Raw genomic sequence first — 23,801 nt, 5'->3', positions numbered from 1 at the left:
CCATGGCCGGCGTCAACAAGCCCTACGCGTTCACTGGCTTGGACGATGCGGACTTCGTGACCCTGAAGCCGCAGGAGAAAGAGCCATTGATCGACGCAGTGGCGCCGACCGACTGGAGCATCGCACCTTTGGATTCTTTCGCAGCGATTCAGTGGAAACCGTTGTTCCAAACGGTGCAGATGGATGGTGCATCCGCATCACTGGACCGCCAGACCCAACTGCTGACGGACGCAATGGCGCAGTTCGCTCCACCTGCCGCCATCGACGCCAGGGGCGTGGCGGCGGCGCAGGATGGGCCATGGAAGGTCGTTGCCGCGCATTGGCAATGAACGGACTTGCGATGAGCAGAAAGCCTGGGGCTGGCCGGCCCCAGGCTTTTTTCGACCGATGGCGCATGAGATCCCGTCTCCATCGCTATTAAAAAAATAGCATTGAATGCAATGAATACGGCGGCACCAGGGGCATTTGGCGCCGATGCACCGCCTTGTGCCCCAACCTGGTTCACGGGGGCTGCAGCACGCTGGCGTCGGTGTGGATGAGCTCCAGCGGGTAGCGCTTGCCGGCCAGGTAGTCCTCGATGCACTCCATCACCAGCGGGCTGCGGTGGCGGTCCGCGCAGCAGCGGATCTCGTCGAGCGTCATCCACACGGTGCGAACGATGCCGTCGTCCAGCGTGCGCCAGGCATGCACCGGCCCCACCGAGCCGGCGAAGGCAAAGCGCAGGTAGGTGATGTCGTCGCCCGTGCGGGTGCGCGTGAATCGGTTGAGGTACACGCCCACCAGTGCCGTGGGGGTGAAGTCGCTGGCGGTTTCCTCCAGCACCTCGCGCACGCAGCCGTCGATGGGCGACTCGCCCGGGTCCAGGTGGCCCGCCGGGTTGTTCAACCGCAGCCCGTCGGCCGTGTCTTCTTCCACCAGCAGGAAGCGGCCGTCCTGTTCGATGACGGCGGCCACGGTGACGTTGGGTTTCCAGCGGTTCGGCATGGCGGCCATTATGACGAGAGGGCATGTCAGGCCGTGTAGGGGATGCGCGACACGCGGGCGAGGACGGCGATTCGCCCGGCATCGGTATGGACGGACATCGAAGGGTACGGCCTGCCGATCGCCTGCCGCGCCACTGGTGGCTGACAAGCGGACGCGGCGTTGGCCTCCAAACCTTCTCCTTGGCGTCTGCGCAAGATGGATTGGGTGAGGCTTGCAAAGACATGCCCGCGCACGCGCTCCCGCACCCCGGCGAGTGGCCAGAGGGCTCCCCCGCCCCTTCCCCCATAAAGGATCCCACGATGCAAAACTTCTCCGACCCAGCGCTGACCCGGCGAGACCTGTTCGTCGTGGGGGCCGCCTCGGCTTCTGCGGTGGCCGCCACCGGGGCCGCCGCCCGCACCGCGGCGCCGCTGCCGGCCAAGTCCGGCGCGCAGGCGCCCCAGGGTGAGACGTCCATGCCGGTGCGCATGACCATCAACGGCCAGCAGCAGACCCTGTCGCTGGACACCCGCACGACGCTGCTCGACGCCCTGCGCGAGCACCTGCACCTCACTGGCACCAAGAAGGGCTGCGACCACGGGCAGTGCGGTGCCTGCACGGTCATCGTCGATGGCCGCCGCATCAATGCCTGCCTGACCCTGGCGGTGATGCACGAGGGCGCGCAGGTCACCACCATCGAAGGCCTGGGCCAGCCGCAGAAGCTGCACCCGCTGCAGGCCGCGTTCGTCAAGCACGACGGCTACCAGTGCGGCTACTGCACGCCGGGCCAGATCTGCTCGGCCGTGGGGGTGCTGCAGGAAATCAAGGCCGGCATTCCCAGCCATGTGAGCGGCGACCTCACGGCGCAGCCGCTGCTCTCGGCCGACGAGATCCGCGAACGCATGAGCGGCAACCTCTGCCGCTGCGGCGCCTATTCCAACATCCTGGATGCGATCACCGAAGTGGCCACCACGAACGGGGGTGCCGCATGAAGCCATTCACCTACGAACGCGCGGCCTCGGTGCAGGCCGCCGCAGCCGCTGCCGCAGGCAACCCGCAGGCCCGGTTCATCGCCGGCGGCACGAACCTGCTGGACCTGATGAAGCTGCAGATCGAGGCGCCCACGCACCTCATCGACATCAACGGCCTGGGCCTGGACCGCATCGAGCCGCTGCCGGAGGGCGGCCTGCGGATCGGTGCGCTGGTGCGCAACACCGACCTGGCGGCGCATGCCGGCGTGCGGCGCGACTACGGCCTGCTGTCGCGCGCCCTGCTGGCCGGTGCGTCGGGCCAGTTGCGCAACAAGGCGACCACCGCCGGCAACCTGCTGCAGCGCACGCGCTGCCCCTACTTCTACGACACCAACATGCCGTGCAACAAGCGCCAGCCGGGCGCGGGCTGCGCGGCCATCGGCGGCGTCACGCGCCAGCATGCGGTGGTGGGCGCGAGCGAGGCCTGCCTCGCCACGCACCCGAGCGACATGGCCGTGGCCATGCGGGCGCTCGATGCGGTGGTCGAGACGGTGCGGGCGGACGGCCAGCCGCGCCGCATTCCCATTGCCGACTTCCACCGGCTGCCGGGCAACACCCCGCACATCGAGACCGCGCTCGACGCCGGCGAATTCATCACCGCCGTGACGCTGCCCGCGCCCGCGGGCGGCACCCACATCTACCGCAAGGTGCGCGACCGCTCCTCGTACGCCTTCGCGCTCATTTCCGTGGCGGCCGTGCTGCAAAAGGACGGCACGGGCCGCGTCGCCCTGGGCGGCGTGGCGCACAAGCCCTGGCGCATGGCGTCGGCGGACGCGGCCCTGCCGCAAGGCGCGCAGGCCGCCACGGCGCAGTTGCTGGGCGCGGCGCGCCCCACCCACGAAAACGCATTCAAGGTGGCCCTGGTCGAGCGCACGCTCGCCGGCGTGCTGGCCGAGGCGAAAGGCCAATCATGAAATTCGACACCCCGGCTTCGCACAATGCCATCGACCAGCTCAAGGTGGTCGGCCAGCCGCTGGACCGCATCGACGGCCCGCTCAAGACCAGCGGACAGGCGCGCTATGCCTACGAGCAGCACGACGTCGTGGCGCGCCAAGCGTACGGCTACATCGTGGGATCGTCCATCGCCAAGGGGCGGATCGCCTCGATGGACCTGACCGCCGCGCGCGCCGCGCCGGGCGTGCTGGCCATCGTCAATGCCCAGAACGCCGGCAAGCTCGGCAAGGGCAAGATGAACGTCGCCCGCCTGCTGGGCGGCAGCGGCATCGAGCACTACCACCAGGCCGTCGCGCTGGTCGTGGCCGAAACCTTCGAGCAGGCCCGCGCCGCGGCGCATCTGCTGAAGATCGATTACGTCAGCACGCCTGGCGCGTTCGACCTGGCGGCTGAGCGTGGTTCCGCCACCGTGCCCAAGTCCTCCAAGCCCGAGAGCGCGTTCGGCAACTTCGCCGGCCGCTATCCCGAGGCCCCGGTGCGGCTGGATGTCACCTACACCACGCCCGACCACACCCACGCGATGATGGAGCCCTTCGCCTCGCTGGCGGCCTGGGAGGGCGACCACCTCACGGTGTGGCTGTCCAACCAGATGATCGCCTGGACCGCGGGCGACCTGGCCAAGACCCTGGGCCTGGCGCCGGACAAGGTGCGGCTGGTGTCGCCCTACATCGGCGGCGGCTTCGGCGGCAAGCTCTTCCTGCGGGCCGACACCGTGCTGGCCGCGCTGGGCGCGCGCGCGGCAGGCCGGCCGGTCAAGGTGGCGATGCAGCGCCCGCTCATGGCCAACAACGGCACGCACCGGCCCGCGACCATCCAGCGCATCCGCATCGGCGCGGGCCAGGACGGGCGTATCACCGCCATCGGCCATGAAAGCTGGTCCGGCAATCTGCCCGGCGGCGACCCCGAGGACGCCATCGCGCAGACACGGCTGCTGTATGCCGGTGCCCACCGCTACACGGCGCTGCGCATCTCGCAGCTGGACCTGCCCGAGGGCAATGCCATGCGCGCGCCCGGCGAGGCGCCCGGGCTGATGGCGCTGGAGATCGCCATGGACGAAATGGCCGAGCGGCTGGGCATCGACCCCATCGAATTCCGCGTCCTTAACGATACCCAGACCGATCCTGAAAAGCCGGGCCGCAAGTTCTCGCAGCGCCAGCTGGTCGAGTGCCTGCGCCTGGGCGCGGAGCGCTTCGGCTGGAGCCAGCGCAGCGCGGCACCAGGCCAGCGGCGCGAGGGCCGGTGGCTGGTCGGCATGGGCGTGGCCGCGGGCTTTCGCAACAACCTGCTGATGAAGTCGGCCGCGCGCGTGCGCCTGGACCGCACGGGGCGCGTGACCGTGGAGAGCGACATGACCGACATCGGCACCGGCAGCTACACCATCATGGGCCAGACGGCCGCCGAGGTGATGGGCGTCGCGCTCCAGCAGGTGGACGTGCGCCTGGGCGATTCCGCCTTTCCGGCCTCGGCCGGCTCGGGCGGCCAGTGGGGCGCCAACAACGCGACGGCCGGCGTGTACGCGGCCTGCATGAAGCTGCGCGAGACGATCGCGCGCAAGCTCGGCGTGGCGCCGGCCGATGCCGTGTTCGCCGATGGCATGGTGCGCGCGGCGGGGCGTTCGGTGCCCCTGGGCGAGGCGGCGGGCGAGGCCGGCCTGGTGGCCGAGGACGCCATCGAATACGGCGACCTCGACAAGCAGTACCAGCAGTCCACCTTCGCCGGGCATTTCGTCGAGGTGGGCGTGGCGGTGGACACGGGCGAAGTGCGGGTGCGCCGCATGCTGGCCGTGTGCGCGGCGGGCCGCATCCTCAACCCCAAGACCGCCCGCAGCCAGGTCATCGGCGCGATGACCATGGGCGTGGGTTCGGCGCTCATGGAAGAGCTGGCCGTGGACCAGCGCCGGGGCTTCTTCGTCAACCATGACCTGGCCGGCTACGAGGTGCCGGTGCATGCCGACATCCCGCACCAGGAGGTGATCTTCCTGCCGGAAACCGACCCCGTCTCCTCGCCCATGAAGGCCAAGGGCGTGGGCGAACTGGGGTTGTGCGGCGTCGGCGCCGCCGTGGCCAACGCCGTCTATAACGCCACGGGCGCGCGGGTGCGCGATTACCCCATCACCCTGGACAAGCTGCTGCCGCACCTGCCGGCCCAGGCCTGACGCCGGAGGGAACGCGCCGTGGACAACCTCGATTTCCGGGTGCTGCACACCCTGCTCGACTGGCGCCGCGCGGGGGGGCACGGCTGGCTCGTCACCGTGGTGCGGACGTGGGGCTCGTCGCCCCGGCCCGTGGGCTCCATCCTTGCGCTGTCGGACCGCGGCGCGGTCGTGGGCTCCGTCAGTGGCGGCTGCATCGAGGACGACCTGATCGCCCGGTGCTGCACGCCCGGCCGGGACGATGCCCTGCCCCGCGACCCGGCGAGCCCGGTGCTCCTGAAGTACGGCGTGTCCGCCGATGAGGCCCACCGGTTCGGACTGCCCTGCGGCGGCACGCTGGAGTTGCTGGTGGAGCGCGATCCGGCGCTCGACTCGCTGCAGGCCCTGGTCGAGTCGCTGGCCGAGGGCTGCCTGGTGCGCCGCAGCGTGCGACTCTGCGATGGGGCGGTCACCCTGTCCGAGGCCCGCGGCGCGCAGGCCTTCCATGCGGATGCGCAAACGGTGGCCAGCACCTTCGGCCCGCAGTAACGCATGCTGCTGATCGGCGCGGGACAACTGGCCGAATACCTGGCCACCATGGCCGGCTTCAACGGCTTCGCGGTGACGGTGTGCGACCCGCGGGTGGAGTACCGCGGCGCGTGGTCGGTGCCCGGCACCGCGTTGGCCGATGGCATGCCCGACGACGTGGTGCTGGCCTTCCGCCCCGATCGGCGCAGCGCCGTGATCGCGCTGACGCACGACCCCAAGCTGGACGATCTCGCCCTGCTGGAGGCGCTGAAGACCGATGCGTTCTATGTCGGCGCCATCGGCAGCCGGCGCAACAACGCAGCGCGGCGCCAGCGGCTGGCCGAGCACTTCGACCTGGACGCACCGGCGCTGGCGCGATTGAAGGGGCCCATCGGCCTGTTCATCGGCAGCAAGACGCCGGCGGAGATCGCCGTGAGCGTCATGGCCGAGGTGTTGAGTGTCCGCAACGGGGTGGCGATCCCGCCGCAGATGCAGGTGGAGCCGGCCAAGGCCTTGCTCGCAGGGTGAGGCGGCGGCCGCCCGAGGGCGCCGCCGTGTTCCACCGTGCGCGGGCTCACTGGCCGTCCGCTGCCTGCTGTTTGCGGACTTCCGCCGGGAATGCCTCGCTCTGGCGAAGGCGCAGGTACTCCTGCTGGGCCGCGTCGTAGGCCTGCGTCTCCAGGCCGTACGAACGCGACAGCCCTTCGTACCGGTCGGCGCCCGCGCGGCGCCACAGGGCGAGGTCGGCGATCACCTCGGCGCGGGACAGCGTGGGCTGTTGCTGCTGCGTCGCGGTGCGTTCCTGTGCCTGGGCGGGCATCGCGAAGGCACTCGCCAGCGCCAGTGCCGCGGCCACCGTGGCCCGAAGGCGTACCGGGGCGGCGGGCGAAGCAGGCAATGGGGCCTTGATCGACGGCGAGGAATTCAGAGTGAAATAGGGCATTGGGATGGTTTCCATGGGTGGACTGGCAGAGGTCCGCATGTTAGTATCGATTTAATAGTTATTAAATACTGAAACGATATGAACGCTGAAAAATCGGGCGACAGCCCCTGCCCCATCGCGCGCAGCCTGCAGGTTCTGGGCGATGCCTGGACCATGCTGATACTTCGGGATGCGCATGCCGGCCTCACGCGCTTCGATCAGTTCAAAAAGAGCCTCGGGATCGCGCCCACCATGCTGACCAAGCGGCTGGCCGCCATGACCGAGGAAAAGCTGCTCGAAAAGCGCCAGTACTCCGAACGCCCGCCGCGCGAGGAATACGTCCTGACCCAGGCGGGGCGCGACTACCTGCCGGTGCTTTTCATGATCGGCGCGTGGGGGCGAAAGCACCGGGGCACCGGCCCGCTGGTGCGCTTTCAGGACGCCGAGCGGGGGACCGACATCCAGCCCATCGCGATCGATGCGGTGACGGGCGCGGAGATCGGAACGCGCGCCATCAAGCTGGTGAATCCGGAGTGACGGTGGCTGCGCGCTGCAGCGGCTCACACCCCTGACAGCCGGCACGCGACGCCGAGCAGTCCGCAGAGCGCCAGCACCGGAATCACACCCCATCGGAGCCGGAACAGGGCCACCGCGGCCAGCACGCCGATGGCGGCCGACGCGGCGTCGAAGCGGCCTCCCAGGCCCTGCGGCCACAGCACGTGATAGGCGAAGAACACCGCCAGGTTGGCGATCACGCCGACCACGGCGGCGGTGATGCCGGTCAGCGGCGCGGTGAACTTCAGGTTGCCGTGGGTGGACTCGATGAACGGACCGCCCAGCAGGATGAAGACGAACGAAGGCAGGAAGGTGAAGAACGCCACCGCGGTGGCGGCCACGGCACCTGCCAGGAACAGCGATCCGGGCCCGAAGAGGGCATGGGTCCATCCCCCGACGAACGCCACGAACGACACCACCATGATGAGCGGCCCGGGCGTGGTCTCGCCCAGCGCCAGGCCGTCGATCATCTGCGTGGCGCTCAGCCAGTGGTGGTGGTCGACGGCGCCCTGGTAGACGTAGGGGAGCACGGCGTAGGCGCCGCCGAAGGTCATCAGCGCGGCCTTGGTGAAGAACCATCCCATCTGGGTCAGTACCCCATGCCATCCGAACAGCGCGCAGAGCCCTCCCAGCGCCAGCAGCCACAACCCCGCGCCCACCAGCAGCACCTTGGCAAACCGCGCCCACGAAAACGAGGCGTGGGGCGGCGCGGGCGTGTCGTCGTCGATCAGCGCCCGCCCGGCCGATGCCGCTGCCGCGCCATGGGCGCCGCCGGCGGAAAAAGCCTGCGGCGACACCCGGCCGCCCACATGGCCGGCCAACGCCGCGAGCAGCACGATCGCGGGAAACGGCACCTGCAGCGCGAAGATGGCCCCGAACGCGGCCACCGCGATGCCCCACAGCCAGCGGTTCTTCAGCGTCCTGCCGCCGATCCGCCAGGCCGCCTGCACCACCAGCGCCGTGACGGCCGGCTTGATGCCGTAGAACACCCCGGCGATCACCGGCACGTCCCCATGGGCCATGTAGAGCCAGGACAGGCCGATGAGGAGGCACAGCGACGGCAGCACGAACAGCGTGCCGGCGAGGATGCCGCCCCAGGTCCGGTGCAGCAGCCAGCCGAGGTAGGTGGCCAGCTGCTGGGCCTCGGGCCCGGGCAGCAGCATGCAGTAGTTCAGGGCGTGGAGAAAGCGCTTTTCCGAGATCCACCGGCGGCGCTCCACCAGTTCCGCATGCATGAGGGCGATCTGCCCGGCCGGGCCGCCGAAGCTGATGAAGCCGAGCTTCAGCCAGAAAAGCAGGGCCACGGAGCGTGGCAGCGGGTGGGGGCGTGCCGATGCGGCGTCGTCGGGCAAGGCGGTGTCCATGATCGATTCCATGAGAGCTGCCAGCACTTGGACGGGACACCGTCTACCCGGGGCGGGACGGGAGGCTGTGTTCCCGGTGCGCGGATCATAGGGCCGCCGCCGTGGCCGTGGAAGGGCCCGGACGGATCACGGCGCGCGCATGAGCCCGCCGTCCACCCGCAGGCTCTGCCCCGTGATGTAGGCCGCTCCGTCGGAGGCCAGGAAGGCGACCGTGGCGGCCACTTCCTCCACGGTGCCGTAGCGCTGCAGCGGCACCGCGGCACGCCGCTCTTCCCACACGGGCAGGCTGTCGATCCAGCCGGGCAGCACGTTGTTCATCCGCACGTTGTCGCCCGAGAAGCTGTCCACGAAGATGCGCGTGAACGAGGCCAGGCCGGCGCGCATGACGGACGACGCCGGGAACAGCGCGCTGGGCTCCAGTGCCCAGGCCGAGGAGATGTTGACGATCGCCCCGCCGCCCTGCCTTTGCATGAGGGGCGCCACCAGGCGGGCGGGCCGGATCACGTTCAACAGGTAGGTGTTCATGCCCTCGAGCCACTGTTCGTCGGACAGGTCCAGCAATGGCGCCCGTGGCCCGTGGCCGGCGCTGTTGACCAGCACGTCGATGCGGCCCCAGCGCCGGTGGGCCAGGTCCACCAGCCGCCCGATGTCCTCCACCGACTGGTTGGAGCCGGTGACCCCCACGCCCCCCAGCGCCTCGGCGAGCGCCTGCCCTTTCCCGGAGGAGGAAAGGATTCCGATGCGAAAGCCGTCGGCGGCCAGCCGGCGTGCGGCCGCCGCCCCCATGCCGCCGCCGCCGGCGGTGATGAGCGCCACTTTTTCTACTGCCATTTATCGGTCCTTGCGTGCCGCCAGTGGCACCTGGAGATTGTTCGACAGCGCAGGCGTTTCAGGGGGCTGACTTGCTGCAGATCGCCTGCCTCGAATCAGTAGAAAATCTGCACCCATGACGGAACCTCTCGGGCGCATGCCCTCGCTCAATGCCCTGCGTGCTTTCGAAGCCACGAGCCGCCACCTCAACTTCCGGCTGGCCGGGCTGGAACTGGGGGTGACGCAAGGCGCGGTGGCGCAGCAGGTCCGGGCCCTGGAGGCGGAGCTGGGCCTGAAGCTCTTCGAGCGCCTGCCCCGCGCGCTGGCGCTCACGTCCAACGGCCATCGCTACATCGTCGGCGTTCGGCGGGCCTTCGAACTGCTGGCGCAGGCCACGGAGAGCCTGGTCCCCCAACCCCTGCGACTGACCGTGAGCGTGACGCCCACCTTCGCCACCAAATGGCTCATCCCGCGGCTCGACGGCTACACGCGTCGGCACCCTGGCGTCGATCTGCGCATCCTGGCCACGGAGCGGCTGGCGCACTTCCACAACGAGGCGGTGGACCTGGCCGTGCGCTATGGCCGACCCCCGTTCGGGCCCGGGCTGTCCGCCGATCTGCTGTTCGAGGAGTGCCTGGTCGCCGTCTGCAGCCCGCGGTGGCGGGAGCCGAGCGCGCAGGCCGGGCGGGCCGGCGAGGGCATCGCGCAGGTGCTGCTGCACGATGCCCAGTCGCCATGGGAGACCTACTTCGAGCAGTGCGCGCCGCAGGCCAGGGCGCCTGCGGCGCGCGCCCTGCATTTCAACCAGACCACGCTCGCCATCGATGCCGCCGTCATGGGGCAGGGCCTGGCGCTGGCCCAGCAGGAATTCGTGGCGCCCGATCTGGCGGCCGGGCGGCTGGTGCTGGCCTTTCCCGAGGCCCTGCGCACCGGCGCGGGCTACTACCTCGTGCACCCCCGCAAGCAGCGGCACCCCGAATCGGTCGCACAGGTGCGGCGCTGGCTGCTGGACGATGCGGGCGGACTGCCGACCGCCCCACCCTCGCTGCCGGGCTAACGTCCAGGTTTCGCCACTGGCGTCGGCCGCAGCACCAGCCACAGCGCCGCGGCGATCAGCCCGCCACCGGCCGCATGGGCGGCGGTGGCGGCCTCGTCCAGCACCAGCCAGCCCCAGGCCACGCCGAACAGCGGCACCAGGAAAGTCACCGACAGCGCCTTGAGCGGCCCCACGTCGGCGATGAGCCGGAAATACAGCACATAAGCCAGGGCCGTGCACAGCAGCCCCATGGCGAGCATGGCGGCCCACACCACGGGCGGCGCGGCCATCCAGGTGGCGGGCAGGCCGGGCTGGCGCCACACCTCCCAGGCCGCGAACGGCGCCAGCACCAGCACGGCGCCCCACTGGCTGCCCACCGCCACCAGGCGGCTGTCGAGCCCGCCGCGCGCGGTGATCCAGCGGCGCGTGAGAAAGCCCGCCGCGCCGTAGCAGGCCGTGGCCACCAGGCAGGCACCCATGCCCGCCATCACCTGCGGCGACAGGGCCACGGGGCCCGTCTGCGCCAGCACGGCCACCCCGGCCATGCCCAGCAGCACGCCGGCCGTGCGCGCGGCAGTGATCCGCTCGCCGAAGGCCGCGGCGCCGATCAGCACGCCCATGAGCGGCGTGGTCGCGTTCAGGATGGCGCTGTAGCCCGCCGGCAGCGTGCGGGCCGCGAGCGCGAACATCAGGAACGGCACCCCCGAATTGACCACGCCCAGCACCAGCGCCGCGCCCAGCTTGCCGTGAAAGGCCGGCCGCAGCCGCGCGAACGCCAGCAACGCCATCAGCCCGGCCGCCGCCAGCGCCACGCGCCCGAAGGCCGTGGGCACCGCGCCGAGCACCGGCACGGCGATGCGCATGAACAGAAAACTGCCGCCCCACAGGGCGGCCAGGGCGAACAGGCGGATCAGGCTGGCAAGGGTCATGGGCGGCGCCGGCGGGGCGCGGACCCCGCCGAATCGGCAAAACGAAACGACGAAACCGAAGGCTTTCGCCAAGCCCTGGCGGGCCCGGGACGCCCCCGGCGCTGGAGGCCCATTCTTCGAAATCCGGTGGGTTTTCGCAAACCATTTATGCTGCGCGACTGTTTATTTTGACTGAACGGTCATGCGCCTGCCTCCCCTCATCGCCGTGCGATTTTTCGAAGCCACTGCGCGTCACCTGAGCGTGCGCCGCGCCGCCGCCGAGCTGCACGTCACGCCGGGCGCGGTGTCGCAGCAGGTGCGCAAGCTGGAGGAGTTCCTGGGCTGCACGCTGTTCGAGCGCCTGCCGCGCGGCCTGGCGCTCACGCGGGCGGGTGCCGAATACCAGTCGGCCTGCAGCGATGCGCTCGCGGTCATCGGCCACGCCACCTCGCGGGTGGCCGCCGGCGCGCGGCGTGTGGTGCTGGTGAGCTGCACGCCTGGCTTCGCCGTGCAGTGGCTCGTGCCGCGCCTGCATGACTTCCAGCAGCACGTGGCCGGTCTGGATGTGCACGTGAGCACCACCAACCGCACGGTCGATCTGGCCGGCGAGGGCGTGCATTTCGCGGTGCGCCACGGCATGGGAAAGTACCCGGGCCTGCGGGCTGAAGCGCTGCTGGCCGACGATCTCGTGCCCGTGTGCAGCCCCCGCCTCATCGCGCCGCGGCGCATCGCGCGCGCCCGCGACATCGACGGCCCCCGCCTGCTGCACGACGAGCACCGGGGCGACTGGCGGCTGTGGTGCGAAGCCCACCGTATGCCTCGGGTAAACACCGAACAGGGCGTGGTGTTCGCCGATTCCAACGGCGCCATCGAAGCCGCCGTGGCCGGCCGGGGCTTCGCGCTGGTGCGCCGCGCGCTCATCGGGCGCGAGCTGGCCACGCGCGCCTTGATCGGCGTGCAGGCGGGTGCGCTGGCCACGCCGCTGGCGTACCACCTGGTCTATGCGGCGCCCGCGCTCATCGATCCGGAGCTGCGGCGTTTCCGCGACTGGATCGTGGCGCAGGCCGGGCAGGAGCGCGGCGGCGGCGCTTGAGCCCTGCTGCGGGCGGGGCGCTCAATCCCCCGGCAGGTCCCGCACCATGTACACCGCGCCCTCGCCGTAGGTGGCCAGCCGTGCGCGCTGCGCAGCGTCCTGCAGCGGTGCGGGGGCATAGCCGTGCCGTGCCCAGTAGCCCTGCGAGCCCTGCACCGAGACCAGCGCGCTGTGGCGCAGCCCTTCGCTGCGTGCCGCAGCCCAGGCCTCGGCCAGCAGCACCTGTGCCAGGCCCTGTCCCGCCAGCGCGGGCGCCACGGCCATGTCGTGCAGGTACAGCGTGTCGGGGGCCTCGGCGGCCTCGAAATCGCCGTGCAGCGGCGTGACCTTGCCCCGCAGCGAGCGGTAGGCCGCCAGATAGGCGCCCAGGTGGCCGTCCCGCTCCAGGGCGAGCGAGCACTGCGCCGGGCTCGCCAGGCGGCGCAGGAACACCGCATGGCTTTCCTCGAACCCCTCGCCATAGCAGGCGCGCTGCACCTGCAACAGGCCGGGCAGATCGGCCGCGGCCAGGGGGCGCGCCCGGGGCGGTGTGGATGGCAGGGGGTGGGATCGGGCGTGGGCGGGCATGGGCGTGGGCGGTGCGAAGGGGCGGCACGGGCAGCGAAGGCCTCCATCCTACGGCCGGTGCCCGCCGGCCCGTGCAGGCGCATTTCTTGCAACTTTTCGTTGCCAATTCCCCGAAAACCGTCGCCATTTGGCCCATCCGTTCGCGGCCGCAGCGCCCCGATCGGATGCAGGTGAGAGAATTTCCACACCGTTGCCCCGCCGTACTGATGCCAGACACCATGTCTTTAAGCCGATTCCTCCGCCTTTTCGGGGCCCTCGTGGTGTTGGCCACGATGCTGCTGGTCGGCCGCATCGCCACGACGGAGTACCAGTCGGTGCGCGCGTCGGCGGCCAGCGTGGAGGCCATCGACCAGCTGCGCGCGGGGCTGCTCGCCGCCGAGATGGTGTCGCGCGAGCGCGGCCCCACCAACGGGGCGCTGGGTGGCCCGTCACCCCTGCCGCCGGAGCTGCAGCAGCCGCTGGCGCAGGCCCGCGCCCGCACCGACCGCGCCTTCGATGCGCTGCATGGGGTGCTGGCAGCGCGCAATGGCGATCCCACGCTGGCCGACAGCGCGCGGCGCGTGCTCGCCGCCAAGATGGCGCTGGCCACGGCCCGTGCGGCGGTGGACCAGGTGGTGGCACAGCCGCGCGAGGCGCGGGCGCCGGAGTCGATTCGTTCGGCCGTCTACGGCATGGTGGCGATCGTGCCGCTGCTGGCCCCGGTCACGAGCAGCCTGGCCAATGCCGCGCGGCAGCACTACCCGGCCCTGGCCGATGACGTGCAGGTTGCGCGCCTCGCGGCCGAACTGCGGGAGTTCGCAGGGCTGCTGGGCTCGCATTTCACGGCGGCGCTGGCGCGCCAGCAGCCGTTCACGGCCGAGGAACGCCGGGCCATCGAGCAAACGCGCGGGCGCATCGCGCAGCTGCGTTTCCTGATCGAGCTGCGGCTTTCTGTCCCCGAGCAGCCGCGCCCCATCGCCCAGGCGTGGCAGACGGTGCAGCAGCGCTACTTCCGGGACACCGGGCCGCTCATCGACCGCATGATCGCCGCCGGGGAGGGCAACGGCCGCTACGGGCTGGACGCCGCAGGGTTCGCGGCGCTCTACGTGCCCGACATGAACACCATCTTCGATGTGCGCGACACGCTGCTCAACCAGCTGCGCGAGCGCGCCAGCGCCGAATACACCCGGGCCGTGCGCATGCTGGGCCTGGTCGCCGCGGGCTCGGTGGTGCTGCTGGCGCTGCTGCTGGTGGCGCTGTCGATGGTGGACCGCCGCGTCCTGCGCCCGCTGGTGCAGACCGCGCGGGCGCTGAAGGCGCTGGCCAATAACGACCTGGATGCGCCCCTGCCCCAGCCCGTCGCCAACGACGAGATGGCCGCGGTGATCCGCGCCGCGCGCGAGCTGCAGCTGCAGACCCGCCAGCGCGAGGCCCTGGAGCGCGAGCGCAACAGCCTGATCGAGCAGCTGCGCGAGCAGTCCAACACCGACTTCCTCACCGGCCTGCCCAACCGGCGCGCCTTCTTCGACGCGGCGGAAAGCGTGCTCGCGCAGGCCCGGCGCCACGGCTTCGGCGTGGTCATCGTCATCCTGGACGTGGACCGCTTCAAGATGCTCAACGACCAGTGGGGCCATGCGGTGGGCGACCAGGCGCTCGTGTCGGTGGCGCGCGCGCTGCGGGCCGAACTGCGGCTGGGCGATCTGGTGGGCCGCTTCGGCGGCGAGGAGTTCGTGGTGCTGCTGAGCCACTGCGACCCCGCGCACGGCGTGCGGCTGGCCGAGCGCCTGCGCGAGGTGGTGGCGAACCTGCAACTGCTGCTGCCGGCATCGCCCGAGCCGCTGCGCGTGACGGCGAGCTTCGGCGTGGCCGATTCCGGCCGCCACGGCCTGGTGCTGGACCAATTGCTGTCGGAGGCCGACGCGGCGATGTACCGCGCCAAGGAAACGGGCCGCAACCGCGTGGTGCTGGCCGAGCCCCGGGCGGACACGGGCGCCGGGGAGCTGGTCATCCTTTGACGTGCCCAGGCGTTTGCTATTGAATTAATAGCGATACGCCCTAGTGGAATATGTGCTGGAGCCCGTTTTGATGCCGAGCTGCCGCACCCGGAGCCCGGCGGCCCTTCAGCGCGGCAGCACGGGCGGCTGCACGAAGTCTTCGAGCGACAGGCCCTTGTCGCGCAGCAGCGCCTCCAGCACCGGCTGCAGGGCCCCCAGGCTTTCCTGCACCGCCTCGCGCACGGTATCCACCACCACCTGCGTGCTGCGCTCGATCTCGATGTTGAGGCGGTCGCCCGCCTGCTTGTGCTCGAACACCGTGGCGCGGCGCGTCTCGGGGATCAGCCACACCTCGAACCAGCCCTCGGCGCGGTTCACCTCGGAGACCGTCAGGCTCGCGCCGTGGATGGCGATGTAGCCCTTGGCGAAGATGTACTTGCGAAAGGCGGGCGGAATGTCCACGCGCCACACGCGGTTGTTGTCCGACTCGCGCACCGACTGCAGCGTGGTGGCGAAGTCGATGTGGCCCGACAGCGGGTGCCCGCCGATCTCGGCGCCGTCCCTGGCCGCGCGCTCCACGTTCACCCGGTCGCCCACGGCGTAGCTGCCCAGGGTGGTCACGTTCAGGCTCTGCAGCACCACGTCGAACGCCGCCGCGTTGGGCGGCAGCAGCTCGGTCACCGTGAGGCACACGCCATCCACCGCCACGCTCGCGCCCACGGCGAGGTCCTGGCAGAAGCCGGGCGGAAAATCGATGATGAAGGTCCGCAGGCCTTCGCGGTCATGGATGGCGGCGAGGGCCGCCGTGGCTTGGACGATGCCAGTGAACATGGTGGCGTGGCTTCCGGGTGCGTTGGAGTAGGAGCCGGGAATTTTGCCATCCGACCCAACAGCAAGCCCTGTCATCCCAAGAACACGGCTCAGCCCAAGGGATACGCTGTCATCAGCGCGGCGCGTGTTTCGCGATCACGTCCTGGAGTCCAGCAGCGCTCCCCACCACCACATCCCACGCCCAGATGCCAAAGCCACCCTGCGCGTTCACGGCCTGAACCCACTGATCCAGTGCGCTGCGCTTCGCCTGGTCTTGAGCAGAGTCTTCCGGGAACCTCTCAAAACTTCCGAATTTGCAAGGCTTGAACGCCGTAACTCGTGATTTGTAAGCGCGCCAAGTGGCTGAGACAGGGGTTTTGAGAGGTTCCCTTCCCCTTTGATTTCGAGGATGAGGGTCTTGCCCGAACGAAAACGCAACAGGAAATCCGGGATGAACTTGCGCTTGGTGCCGTTCCACAGGTACAGCACATGAAAACCCAGGTGGTCGTTCTTGACCCAGGCCGCCACATCGGTATGGGTTTCGGCGGCATTCGCGGCGTATTTCTCCCAGCCGCTGTCCACCACGATATGGCTTATTTGGCTGTGCTGGGTCGGCTCGGCCACCCGCGTGGTGTACCAGGTGCGCATCTCCCGCGTACTGCCCACGGGCCGCTCGCCGTCGAATACGGCCTCCAGCCGGGTCGTGTTCTGCTCCACCACATGGCCCATCATGTGCTGCACGATGGCATCCATGTGCATCGAAAACAAAATCCGTTTGCGCAATGGATCCTGGTGGAACAGCGAAGGAATGGCGATCTTGTCCGAGGCCAGAAAGGTTTCGACCAGCCGCACGAGCTGAAACAGCAAGTACTCCCGCTGGCCCTTGAACTGATCCTGCAGTTGCTCAAACGCTTTCTGCGCAGCCTTGAACACCAAACGCTGCAGCCGGAACTCCTCTGGCAGCTTCTGCAGGTCAATGGTCACGATCTGGCTCCAGTCGGCCGCACCTCCCAGCGCCGGGGCAATGTCTGCGTGCAGCGCCACCTTGGCGGGGTCAATCGTCAGCGGCGGAACCTCGCTCCATGACACCTCCAGTTGCGGGCGCACCACCTGGTCCACGCGCAAGATGTTGGGCCACTTGATTTCATACACCTGCCGCTCGGGCAGCGACTTGATCTGCACGCTCGGTTTCGGGGGCGGCGGCGCAGGCCCATCCCCGCCCGGCGGCATCGCCACCGACAGCGGCACGCCAAACACGTTCACAAACTCCGGCGCGTACAGGCCCGTTTCGCGGTCAATGTCATATGCAACGCGGCGCAGTCCACGACCAATCACCTGCTCGCACAGCAACTGGCTTGTAAAGGCACGCAGGCCCATGATGTGCGTCACGGTTTTGGCATCCCAGCCTTCGGACAACATGGCCACCGACACCACGTTTTGCAGGTCTTGTCCAATCCGGTCCGGCTTGCCCACCGTGTCCACCAGTTCGCGCAACACCTCTTCCTTCTTGGTGCTGGTCGTCAGCCAACGTTCTTTGCTCTCGTTGACTATCCGTGCGGCCTGCACAATGCTGCGCAGGCGGGTGTCGTAGTCTTTATCGGCGCCGGCCGCCTCGCCCAGCTCGGCCTTCTCCAGCACCTTGGAGTCCACCCGCAGCGTGTGGGCAGCGTCATGCAGTTCAGACCATTGGGCATGTCCTTTGGTGAAGTAATGCTCCACACGCGCCGCGGTCTCGGTGCGGTTGCACACCGTCAACATCACGGGCGGCGACAGGTGCCCTTGGGCCGCCCAGTCTGCGGCCGTGGCTCGCCAGTCGGCCCCCAGCAGCGTGTAGGCCTGCTGCACCAGCGCGGGCAAAGGCTCATGGGCCTCGGCCTTGCGGTTCAGGTCTTCTGCCACATCGGGCTCGCGGTACAGGTGGTACAGCTTGGGCCGCAAGGTCTGTGCGTCGGGCAGGGCATCGTCACGCACCACCACGCGGGGCGTCTTCACCAACCCGGCCTCAATGGCATCGTTCAAGCCAAAGTCCGACACTACCCAGGTGAACAGGCCCGCTTCGGTGTTGGTACGACCCGTGGGGGCAAATGGCGTAGCCGACAGGTCAAAACAGTGCGCAATGCGCCGAGTCTTGTGGATGCGGTCAAGCCCCTCCACCCAGCGGGTGGCCTCGTCCAGGTCAATACCAAAAGCCTCGGCATCGGCCTTGCTCACCTTGACGTCGGCCGGCTTGCGGTAGGCGTGGTGTGCCTCGTCGTTAATGACCACCAGGTTCTTGGCGTTGGCCAGCTTGCCCAACACACGCCGCGTGAAGGCCTCGTCGCTCTCCTTACCCTTCCTGACCACCGAGCGTTCCTGCTCCTTCAGCGGCATCAGCGTGTGCCAGTTCTCGATCAGGATGTCTGCCTGGTTCAGCTTCTGCCGCAGGGCCTCGGAGGGGCACAGCTCAAACTGGTCGTAATAATTGTTCTCGTGCCCCGGCATCAGCACCTGCAGGCGCGACTTCACCGTCAGGCCCGGTGCCACCAGAAAGATCGCGCTCGAATACTTGCGAGGCGACTTGGGATAAGTCAGCGCATTGAGCACCTGCCAGGTAATGATCATCGCCATCACCGTGGTCTTGCCGCTGCCGGTGGCCATCTTGTTGCACAGCCGCTCGAACTCGCCGCCATCGCCCTGGAGGTAGATGCCCTGCCGGTACTCGGGCATGGCCTCCAGATGCCAGATCAGCGTTTCAATCGCTTCGAGCTGGCAAAAATAGAACGGATACTGCCTGCGCGATACCTGGTCTGCATCCCACCAGTGCTGCAGCAGCGCCAGCGTGACCGCCGTGGTGCCGGGCCAGCCATCGGCGCGCCACTGGCGCACCCGTTGGCGGATCATGTCCACCAGCGGAATCGACACCTGCCGCCGCGTGTTCTCGCGCGTGTCGATGATTTCGTAGCCCGCCGGGCGGCGCACGGGCTCGATGCGCAAGGTGCGGTCAGGGTTCTCGGCCCAGTGTTGCTGGGGCTCCACGAATGCGCTGTTGATGATGAGGGATTTCGGCTGCGCCATCAGATCACCACCCGGCTCTTGGGCAAGTCCATGCCGCGCGCGGCGAGCATGTTGGCCTCGCGGCTGCCAGGGCGAATCGCGACGTTGGCAGAGGCCAGCCAGTGGTAGGGCCGACGCCCCTGCGCCACGCAGGCATCGGTCAAGGCCTTCAGGGGCTTAAATGGGGGTTGCGCGAGCTTGGCTTGCAACCAGTCCAGCTTGGCCAACATGGTTTTCACCTCGCCCGTGCTCGCAGCGGAATGCGGCTCCACCCACACAGCGCACTCTGGCTGGCCAGAGGCACGCGCGCCCAGTCCATAGTCCCAGCGGTTGGCTTTCCCTTCGGCCCTTTCGAATGCGGCGTCCATGTCCACACTGCCGGTAAAGCGCGTCGTGGCCATCTTGGCGTCGATCAGCCCCCTGTAGCAGCCCTCGACGGCACCCTTGCCGGGCTCAGACGCCAGCCCGGCAGCGGCCACCGCCTGCTCAAAGGCCGATGGAGCGGGTGTCGCGGGTGCTTTTCGGCGGGCTCCCTGTTGTCGCGTACTCATCGGACCTTCACCCCCACTTTCGCGGCGCGCGGGCGCCGCGTCTTCTGAAGCCCGGCCTCGGCCCGGTTCACCACGTCGGCAATCACCTGCCCCGTGCGGCTGGCAAAGCCCACCAGGCCGCCCCATTCGGCCTCGGCGGTTTCTTCAGACAACGGACTCAAGCGAGAAATGTCCTGCACGGCGTTGTCGCGGTTGAAGAAATACACACGCATGTCTTTTCTCAACACAGCCTTGCCCAGCTCCTTGGCGTATCCGCTGGCACTCAGGTTCAGCAGCTTGCGCACATCGGCCTCGGTGCCGCCCAGGTGCTTGAACTCCTGCAGCGCCCACACCAGGTCCAGCACCACGGGCGAATGGGTGGAGAGCACCACCTTGTAGCCGCGCTTCATCAGCTCCAGCACCAGCAGCAGCACCGCTTCGATCCCTTGCGGGTGCAGGCCCATTTCGGGTTCTTCCACCACCACCCACTCGATGTCGTCTCTTCGAGACGTGCCCCCCGCCGGGCACAGCCAGTACAAACCCAGCAGCAGGGGCGTGAACTCGCGCTGCCCGGCAGACCACGCGGTGTAGGGCAGGCCTTCGCTATGCCCCGGCACGTTCAACACCAGCCGCTTGGTGAAATCCTTGGAATCCACCGACAGCCTGGCCGCACCATACAAATGCTGGGTGATGGGTTTGCGCAGCGTTTCGTTCAAGCGGTTGGGTTGCGGAAACAGCTCCCCCTTGGCGCCAAACTCGTTTTGCAGCAGGTCATGCACCGTGTCGCTGAAGTAGCGCAGGGTGTAGGGGTCGCCATAGTCGAACTGCCCGAAGTTCTGCGTCATGCCGCGCGTCAGGCTCATCACACGCTGGGCCGGTATGAAAAACAGCCGCTCTTCACGGCTTGAGCTCTTGCTGGGCTTGGCCAACGTGGGCAGAGATGCCTCCTTGCCGTTCCATTGCAGGGAGGATTTGCCGGCCTTCCAGGCCGCCGCCATGCCCTTGCCGTAGTAGCCCCCCAAAAAGGCGCTGGCGTCTCCGTTGAACGACACGCTGTGGTGCCGAAACGTGTCGTGAATATGGTCCCGGTCCAGCACCAGCTTGAGCGTCTGCAAAAAAATGCTCTTGCCCGTGGCCTGCGGCCCCACGATCACCGTCAGGTCGCCAAACGTCACATCGGCCGCCTGGATGGGCCCCACCTGCTCCATGCGGAGCGTGCAACTCCTCTTGCTTTTCTTAGGCGTCGCCATCACTGGCCTCCTTGCGTGCTCGCATCCAGCCGCATCACCTTCAGCGACTCAATGCCCCGGTCGTCCACAATCTTCACCGCCACCATGCGGTTCTCGCCCGCCGCGAATGGCAGCGACACCGTGCCGGTGAAGGCCTGCAGCCGCTCGGCGTCCAGCTCGGCGCGGATGTCTTTTTTCAACTTCATCCACCCCTCATCCTTGCCCGCCATGGGGAAGAACACCTGGTGCGGGAACAGGCTGCGCCCGTCGTAGTCGGTATCCAGCTGCCAAGCGGCAATTTTGGCCTTGCCGCCCGACACCAGTTCGCCCTTGGCGGTGTCAAAGTAATCAAAGCCGTTGACCTCCACCTGCCACAGGCCACCCTCCAGCAGCGTCAGCAGCACATCGGGCTGGCCCATGAGCCAGAAGCTCTGGTTGCTGCTGCGCGCCTTTTTTAGGTCTTCGGTCAGCAGGTCGGTGTTCATCTGCGCCTTCAGCGCGGTGATGCCCTTGAGCGCATCGATGTCCTTGGCCGCCTCGGGGTCGAAGGCGAAGGCGCAGAACACAATCATCTTGGGACGGGGGAACAGGTCGCTGGCCTCGTTCAGTGCACGCTCCACCTGACGCTGCTCCAGCGCACCATGCTCGGGGCCAAAGCTCACCACCACGCGCTCGCCGGTGTCGAGGCTGCCCGTGGCGTGCAGGCTGGCCGTGCCGGGCAGCACCTCCAGCTCGGCAAAGCGCAGCATCTGCCCACCCTTGCCGCGAATGCCCGTCTTCAGCAGCTCATCGCGCCAGGCATGCTGGCGGCTGGTGTGGCCGCTGCGGGCAATGCTCATATCGGCCAAATCGGCCCCTGGCGCTTGTCCGGCCTTGGCGTCCTGCTCCTCCAGTGATAGCACGGTGGGAAAGGGCACCGCCTCCACTGTGAACGGGCCGCTCACGCGCAGCTTGGCCTTGTCGCGCTCGGGCTGGTCGTACAGGGTTTCGTTGTCGGCATTGCTGGCAATGCTGCGGTCCATCTCGGCCTGCATCTTTTGCCGCGCGGTGTGGAAGGCGGCCAGCGGGGCTTGCAGTTCTGCCGCCCAGTCGGCGGGTGGCTCGAACGGCACCTCCCATTCGTCCAAGTCCTGGCCCTTCAAGCCCAGCACCAGCTTCTGGCCCTTGCGTGCGCCCTCGGTCACCAAGTAAGGCGTGGCTGGGGCGTGGGCCTTGAGTGCCGCATTCAGCACCGCCAGCGCCGACGTGATGGCCGGGTGCATGCGCTCGTAGATCGCGTCGATCTCGGCATTGTTGGCAATGCTCTTGAGCGTGACGTGCGGCACCGTCTTGTAGATGAAGCCGCCCCGCAGCCCCTCGTGCGGGTAGCGCAGCGCAAAGTAGTCAAAGCTGGCCGTCATCAGCCGCTGCTTGGCCAGCGTGATGGCCACGCGCGAGGTGTCGCAGGTCATCCAGCGGCGGCCCCATTTTTCGGCGACATAGGCCGTGGTGCCCGAGCCGCAGGTAGGGTCGAGAACCAAGTCGCCGGGGTCGGTTGTCATGAGCATGCAGCGCTCGATCACTTTGGGATGTGTCTGCACAACAAATGTTTTTGTCTCGCCGTAGCCTGCAACTGTGTCTGACCAAGTATTCAATAAACTCATCTTTGAAAAATCGTCAAAGTAGAGCTTGAAATAAACCTTGGTTCCAAGCACAAATAACCGATCGCTGCGCTCAGCTCGCTGGATACCAATGTCGTTTGTTCTCCAGCTCTTCCCACCTCTTGGCCAAAAAGAGACTCCGTGATGGTCGAATCTGAAAGTACAGCTCGGCGTAAATCCAGAAGACTCTAAAACCGATCGTTTAAATACACTGTTGTTTGCCATATCCTTCAAGCCTTGAGTCACCTCTTCTTTTGTGACCTCGCGATATCCAGGCGAGCGGCTCACGAACTTGAATTCTGCATTTCCATCTAATTGTTTGTCGCGATACAAATTTCTGTACTTCAGTTTTTTAATATCTTTTGCATACCAAACGATATAGTCAAAAACTGTTTCCAAATGTCCCGACTCCAGCGGAGTCATTGTTTGAAAATTAATACAGGATACAAAGTTTTCAGCACCAAATAATTCGTCCAAAACCACCTTAACTCTGTGCAAGTTCTCATCCGAAATCTGCACAAACACGCTGCCCGAATCACTCAGCAACTCCTTGGCCAATAGCAGCCGGTCGCGCAGATACGTCAGGTACGAGTGAATGCCCAGCTCCCAGGTATCGCGGAAGGCCTTGATCATTTCGGGCTCTTGTGTCAAATCCGCATCGGCCCGGTCTTTCACGTCGCGCTTGCCCACAAAGGGCTGGAAGTTGCTGCCGTACTTGATGCCGTAGGGCGGGTCGATGTAGATCATCTGCACCTGCCCGGCCATGCCTTCCTTGTGCAGCAGGCTGTTCATCACCAGCAGGCTGTCGCCAGCGACCAGCCGGTTGGCCCAGCCTCGGTCGTGTTTGTAAAAGTCCAGCGCCGAGCGCAGGGGCACACTCTCGAACGGGGCCTCGAACAGGCCAGTCTGGAACTGAAAGTTTTGGATTTTTTGGCCGCTAGCGCTTGCTGCACCTGCGCTAGCAGCTCCTGATTTCATAGCGTTTTGCCGTTTGCTCACGCTGCTCAGGATACTCATGGCGTCGATGCGCTCGTGCACGTGCAGGCTGACGGTGTCCACCTCGAAGCTGGTGCGCTCGGCCTTGCCGGTCCATTGCAGGTAGGGCGCGCCCATGCGCTGCAGGGTTTGCAGGGCGTGCCGCATGGCGGCGGGGTCGTTGCCGGCCAGGGCGTCGGCGATCAGCGCGTCGGCCTGGGCGCGGGCGGTATCGAACTGCAGGGTGGGGTCCAGGTGGGGGTCGTAGGCCCAGCGGGTCTTGGGTTGCTCGGGGTCGCTTTCGGTGTTGACCAAGCCCACTTCGGGGTTGTTCTTGCGGCGGTCGGGGTGGCGGTAGGCCAGCACCTGGGCGTCGCCCGTGTCGGGCTGGCTGGGTGTGGGCCTGGCTCTGGCCTTGCTGGGCGCTGCCTTGGTTGGTTTGCCAGTGTTGTCGAGGGCTGCGAGGGCCTCGGGTGCGTCCAGCGCAAAGGCAGGGCGCTTGGCGCCAGTGGCCCTGGCGGTGGAGCCACCCCGGCCCTTGCCTTTGACCGCCTGCCCTGTGGCCACGAGCGCATCGCGTGCGGTTTTGAAGTCGTCGTCGGTAGCGGGCGGCGTGGTGCCAGCGTGGCGTGTCTGCTCCAAGAACTGCTCCAACAAGGTGTTGTTGCCGACCGTGGTGTGGTCTGCGGGCAGCAAATTGAGCAGTAGCGCCTGCAGCTGTGACGTTCGTTCGTTGGACATTCGCCCGT

The 23,801-nt window shown here is 67.8% G+C and carries 19 protein-coding genes and 1 pseudogene; 9 read left to right on the top strand and 11 right to left on the bottom strand.

The annotated features are described in order from the left end of the window. The coding region (locus AVMA1855_RS19510; RefSeq protein ID WP_284426953.1) for a hypothetical protein at positions 1-329 on the top strand (329 nt) is incomplete at its 5' end. Between the two features lie 172 nt (positions 330-501). Here the strand turns inward: AVMA1855_RS19510 and AVMA1855_RS19505 are convergent. Next, positions 502-984 (bottom strand): NUDIX hydrolase, encoded by a 483-nt coding sequence (locus AVMA1855_RS19505; protein ID WP_284426952.1) that lies wholly within the window; start codon positions 982-984, stop codon positions 502-504. Between the two features lie 299 nt (positions 985-1,283). Between AVMA1855_RS19505 and paoA the strand changes: the two genes are divergently transcribed. The 4 genes and pseudogenes from paoA to AVMA1855_RS19485 all read left to right on the top strand — a co-directional run bounded on the left by paoA (position 1,284) and on the right by AVMA1855_RS19485 (position 6,135). Then, positions 1,284-1,955, top strand: a complete 672-nt coding sequence (paoA, locus tag AVMA1855_RS19500) for an aldehyde dehydrogenase iron-sulfur subunit PaoA (protein WP_284426951.1) — start codon at positions 1,284-1,286, stop codon at positions 1,953-1,955. Then, positions 1,952-2,908, top strand: a complete 957-nt coding sequence (locus AVMA1855_RS19495) for an FAD binding domain-containing protein (RefSeq protein ID WP_284426950.1) — start codon at positions 1,952-1,954, stop codon at positions 2,906-2,908. Before paoA ends, AVMA1855_RS19495 begins: the two co-directional genes overlap by 4 nt. Continuing rightward, positions 2,905-5,103, top strand: coding sequence for an aldehyde oxidoreductase molybdenum-binding subunit PaoC (paoC, locus tag AVMA1855_RS19490; RefSeq protein WP_284426949.1), 2,199 nt, complete (start codon positions 2,905-2,907; stop codon positions 5,101-5,103). Before AVMA1855_RS19495 ends, paoC begins: the two co-directional genes overlap by 4 nt. Before the next feature lie 18 nt (positions 5,104-5,121). After that, positions 5,122-6,135: pseudogene (locus AVMA1855_RS19485) on the top strand (XdhC family protein). A gap of 46 nt (positions 6,136-6,181) precedes the next feature. Here the strand turns inward: AVMA1855_RS19485 and AVMA1855_RS19480 are convergent. Further along, the gene (locus AVMA1855_RS19480) at positions 6,182-6,550 is read right to left on the bottom strand and encodes a DUF4148 domain-containing protein (RefSeq protein WP_284426948.1); all 369 of its coding nucleotides are present in this window, start codon (positions 6,548-6,550) and stop codon (positions 6,182-6,184) included. 78 nt (positions 6,551-6,628) lie between these two features. On the opposite strand from AVMA1855_RS19480, the gene AVMA1855_RS19475 reads away from it, so the two are divergent. Further along, positions 6,629-7,066 carry a winged helix-turn-helix transcriptional regulator gene (locus AVMA1855_RS19475; protein ID WP_272566480.1) on the top strand — a complete coding sequence of 146 codons (438 nt, stop codon included), beginning with the start codon at positions 6,629-6,631 and terminating at the stop codon, positions 7,064-7,066. A gap of 23 nt (positions 7,067-7,089) precedes the next feature. On the opposite strand, the gene chrA is transcribed toward AVMA1855_RS19475, so the two are convergent. Continuing rightward, positions 7,090-8,448 carry a chromate efflux transporter gene (gene chrA, locus AVMA1855_RS19470; protein WP_284426947.1) on the bottom strand — a complete coding sequence of 453 codons (1,359 nt, stop codon included), beginning with the start codon at positions 8,446-8,448 and terminating at the stop codon, positions 7,090-7,092. A 126-nt stretch (positions 8,449-8,574) separates the two neighbouring features. Then, positions 8,575-9,279, bottom strand: coding sequence for an SDR family oxidoreductase (locus tag AVMA1855_RS19465; RefSeq protein WP_284426946.1), 705 nt, complete (start codon positions 9,277-9,279; stop codon positions 8,575-8,577). A gap of 115 nt (positions 9,280-9,394) precedes the next feature. Here AVMA1855_RS19465 and AVMA1855_RS19460 point away from each other — a divergent pair, with 115 nt between their 5' ends. Next, positions 9,395-10,315: a LysR substrate-binding domain-containing protein gene (locus AVMA1855_RS19460; protein ID WP_284426945.1), complete on the top strand. Its 921-nt coding sequence runs from the start codon at positions 9,395-9,397 to the stop codon at positions 10,313-10,315. On the opposite strand, the gene AVMA1855_RS19455 is transcribed toward AVMA1855_RS19460, so the two are convergent. After that, on the bottom strand, positions 10,312-11,223 hold the full coding sequence (locus tag AVMA1855_RS19455) for a DMT family transporter (RefSeq protein ID WP_284426944.1): 912 nt from the start codon (positions 11,221-11,223) through the stop codon (positions 10,312-10,314). The two genes, AVMA1855_RS19460 and AVMA1855_RS19455, sit on opposite strands and share 4 nt — an antisense overlap. Before the next feature lie 181 nt (positions 11,224-11,404). Here AVMA1855_RS19455 and AVMA1855_RS19450 point away from each other — a divergent pair, with 181 nt between their 5' ends. Next, a complete protein-coding gene (locus tag AVMA1855_RS19450) occupies positions 11,405-12,295 on the top strand; it encodes a LysR substrate-binding domain-containing protein (RefSeq protein WP_284426943.1) in 891 nt (296 codons plus the stop codon). A gap of 21 nt (positions 12,296-12,316) precedes the next feature. Here AVMA1855_RS19450 and AVMA1855_RS19445 read toward each other — a convergent pair whose 3' ends face one another. Continuing rightward, positions 12,317-12,862 carry a GNAT family N-acetyltransferase gene (locus AVMA1855_RS19445; RefSeq protein ID WP_284426942.1) on the bottom strand — a complete coding sequence of 182 codons (546 nt, stop codon included), beginning with the start codon at positions 12,860-12,862 and terminating at the stop codon, positions 12,317-12,319. 218 nt (positions 12,863-13,080) lie between these two features. On the opposite strand from AVMA1855_RS19445, the gene AVMA1855_RS19440 reads away from it, so the two are divergent. Next, complete coding sequence (locus tag AVMA1855_RS19440; RefSeq protein ID WP_284426941.1) at positions 13,081-14,856, top strand: diguanylate cyclase; 1,776 nt, start codon at positions 13,081-13,083, stop codon at positions 14,854-14,856. Positions 14,857-14,961: 105 nt separating this feature from the next. Here the strand turns inward: AVMA1855_RS19440 and AVMA1855_RS19435 are convergent, their stop codons facing one another. From AVMA1855_RS19435 to AVMA1855_RS19415, 5 genes are all read right to left on the bottom strand, one after another. Beyond that, positions 14,962-15,666, bottom strand: a complete 705-nt coding sequence (locus AVMA1855_RS19435; RefSeq protein WP_284409993.1) for a riboflavin synthase subunit alpha — start codon at positions 15,664-15,666, stop codon at positions 14,962-14,964. 207 nt (positions 15,667-15,873) lie between these two features. Beyond that, a complete protein-coding gene (locus tag AVMA1855_RS19430) occupies positions 15,874-18,699 on the bottom strand; it encodes a BPTD_3080 family restriction endonuclease (RefSeq protein WP_502870352.1) in 2,826 nt (941 codons plus the stop codon). Further along, the gene (locus AVMA1855_RS19425) at positions 18,699-19,229 is read right to left on the bottom strand and encodes a hypothetical protein (RefSeq protein ID WP_284407144.1); all 531 of its coding nucleotides are present in this window, start codon (positions 19,227-19,229) and stop codon (positions 18,699-18,701) included. The genes AVMA1855_RS19430 and AVMA1855_RS19425 overlap by 1 nt, the downstream gene beginning before the upstream one ends. After that, positions 19,226-20,458: an AAA family ATPase gene (locus tag AVMA1855_RS19420; RefSeq protein WP_284426939.1), complete on the bottom strand. Its 1,233-nt coding sequence runs from the start codon at positions 20,456-20,458 to the stop codon at positions 19,226-19,228. Before AVMA1855_RS19420 ends, AVMA1855_RS19425 begins: the two co-directional genes overlap by 4 nt. Next, positions 20,458-23,793 (bottom strand): site-specific DNA-methyltransferase, encoded by a 3,336-nt coding sequence (locus tag AVMA1855_RS19415; protein WP_284426938.1) that lies wholly within the window; start codon positions 23,791-23,793, stop codon positions 20,458-20,460. Before AVMA1855_RS19415 ends, AVMA1855_RS19420 begins: the two co-directional genes overlap by 1 nt. Positions 23,794-23,801 lie beyond the last annotated feature (8 nt).

This window comes from Acidovorax sp. SUPP1855 (assembly GCF_030158955.1).
Taxonomy (GTDB): Bacteria; Pseudomonadota; Gammaproteobacteria; order Burkholderiales; family Burkholderiaceae_C; genus Paracidovorax.
The sequence above is the reverse complement of the archived record's forward strand: the minus strand, read 5'-3'. Positions and strand labels throughout refer to the sequence as shown.

What these genes read in the sequence shown, in the direction of transcription:
- AVMA1855_RS19505 (WP_284426952.1), bottom strand. Translation starts at nt 984, where the DNA reads ATGCCGAACCGCTGGAAACCCAACGTCACCGTGGCCGCCGTCATCGAA.
- paoA (WP_284426951.1), top strand. Translation starts at nt 1,284, where the DNA reads ATGCAAAACTTCTCCGACCCAGCGCTGACCCGGCGAGACCTGTTCGTC.
- AVMA1855_RS19495 (WP_284426950.1), top strand. Translation starts at nt 1,952, where the DNA reads ATGAAGCCATTCACCTACGAACGCGCGGCCTCGGTGCAGGCCGCCGCA.
- paoC (WP_284426949.1), top strand. Translation starts at nt 2,905, where the DNA reads ATGAAATTCGACACCCCGGCTTCGCACAATGCCATCGACCAGCTCAAG.
- AVMA1855_RS19480 (WP_284426948.1), bottom strand. Translation starts at nt 6,550, where the DNA reads ATGCCCTATTTCACTCTGAATTCCTCGCCGTCGATCAAGGCCCCATTG.
- AVMA1855_RS19475 (WP_272566480.1), top strand. Translation starts at nt 6,629, where the DNA reads ATGAACGCTGAAAAATCGGGCGACAGCCCCTGCCCCATCGCGCGCAGC.
- chrA (WP_284426947.1), bottom strand. Translation starts at nt 8,448, where the DNA reads ATGGACACCGCCTTGCCCGACGACGCCGCATCGGCACGCCCCCACCCG.
- AVMA1855_RS19465 (WP_284426946.1), bottom strand. Translation starts at nt 9,279, where the DNA reads ATGGCAGTAGAAAAAGTGGCGCTCATCACCGCCGGCGGCGGCGGCATG.
- AVMA1855_RS19460 (WP_284426945.1), top strand. Translation starts at nt 9,395, where the DNA reads ATGACGGAACCTCTCGGGCGCATGCCCTCGCTCAATGCCCTGCGTGCT.
- AVMA1855_RS19455 (WP_284426944.1), bottom strand. Translation starts at nt 11,223, where the DNA reads ATGACCCTTGCCAGCCTGATCCGCCTGTTCGCCCTGGCCGCCCTGTGG.
- AVMA1855_RS19450 (WP_284426943.1), top strand. Translation starts at nt 11,405, where the DNA reads ATGCGCCTGCCTCCCCTCATCGCCGTGCGATTTTTCGAAGCCACTGCG.
- AVMA1855_RS19445 (WP_284426942.1), bottom strand. Translation starts at nt 12,862, where the DNA reads ATGCCCGCCCACGCCCGATCCCACCCCCTGCCATCCACACCGCCCCGG.
- AVMA1855_RS19440 (WP_284426941.1), top strand. Translation starts at nt 13,081, where the DNA reads ATGTCTTTAAGCCGATTCCTCCGCCTTTTCGGGGCCCTCGTGGTGTTG.
- AVMA1855_RS19435 (WP_284409993.1), bottom strand. Translation starts at nt 15,666, where the DNA reads ATGTTCACTGGCATCGTCCAAGCCACGGCGGCCCTCGCCGCCATCCAT.
- AVMA1855_RS19430 (WP_502870352.1), bottom strand. Translation starts at nt 18,699, where the DNA reads ATGGCGCAGCCGAAATCCCTCATCATCAACAGCGCATTCGTGGAGCCC.
- AVMA1855_RS19425 (WP_284407144.1), bottom strand. Translation starts at nt 19,229, where the DNA reads ATGAGTACGCGACAACAGGGAGCCCGCCGAAAAGCACCCGCGACACCC.
- AVMA1855_RS19420 (WP_284426939.1), bottom strand. Translation starts at nt 20,458, where the DNA reads ATGGCGACGCCTAAGAAAAGCAAGAGGAGTTGCACGCTCCGCATGGAG.
- AVMA1855_RS19415 (WP_284426938.1), bottom strand. Translation starts at nt 23,793, where the DNA reads ATGTCCAACGAACGAACGTCACAGCTGCAGGCGCTACTGCTCAATTTG.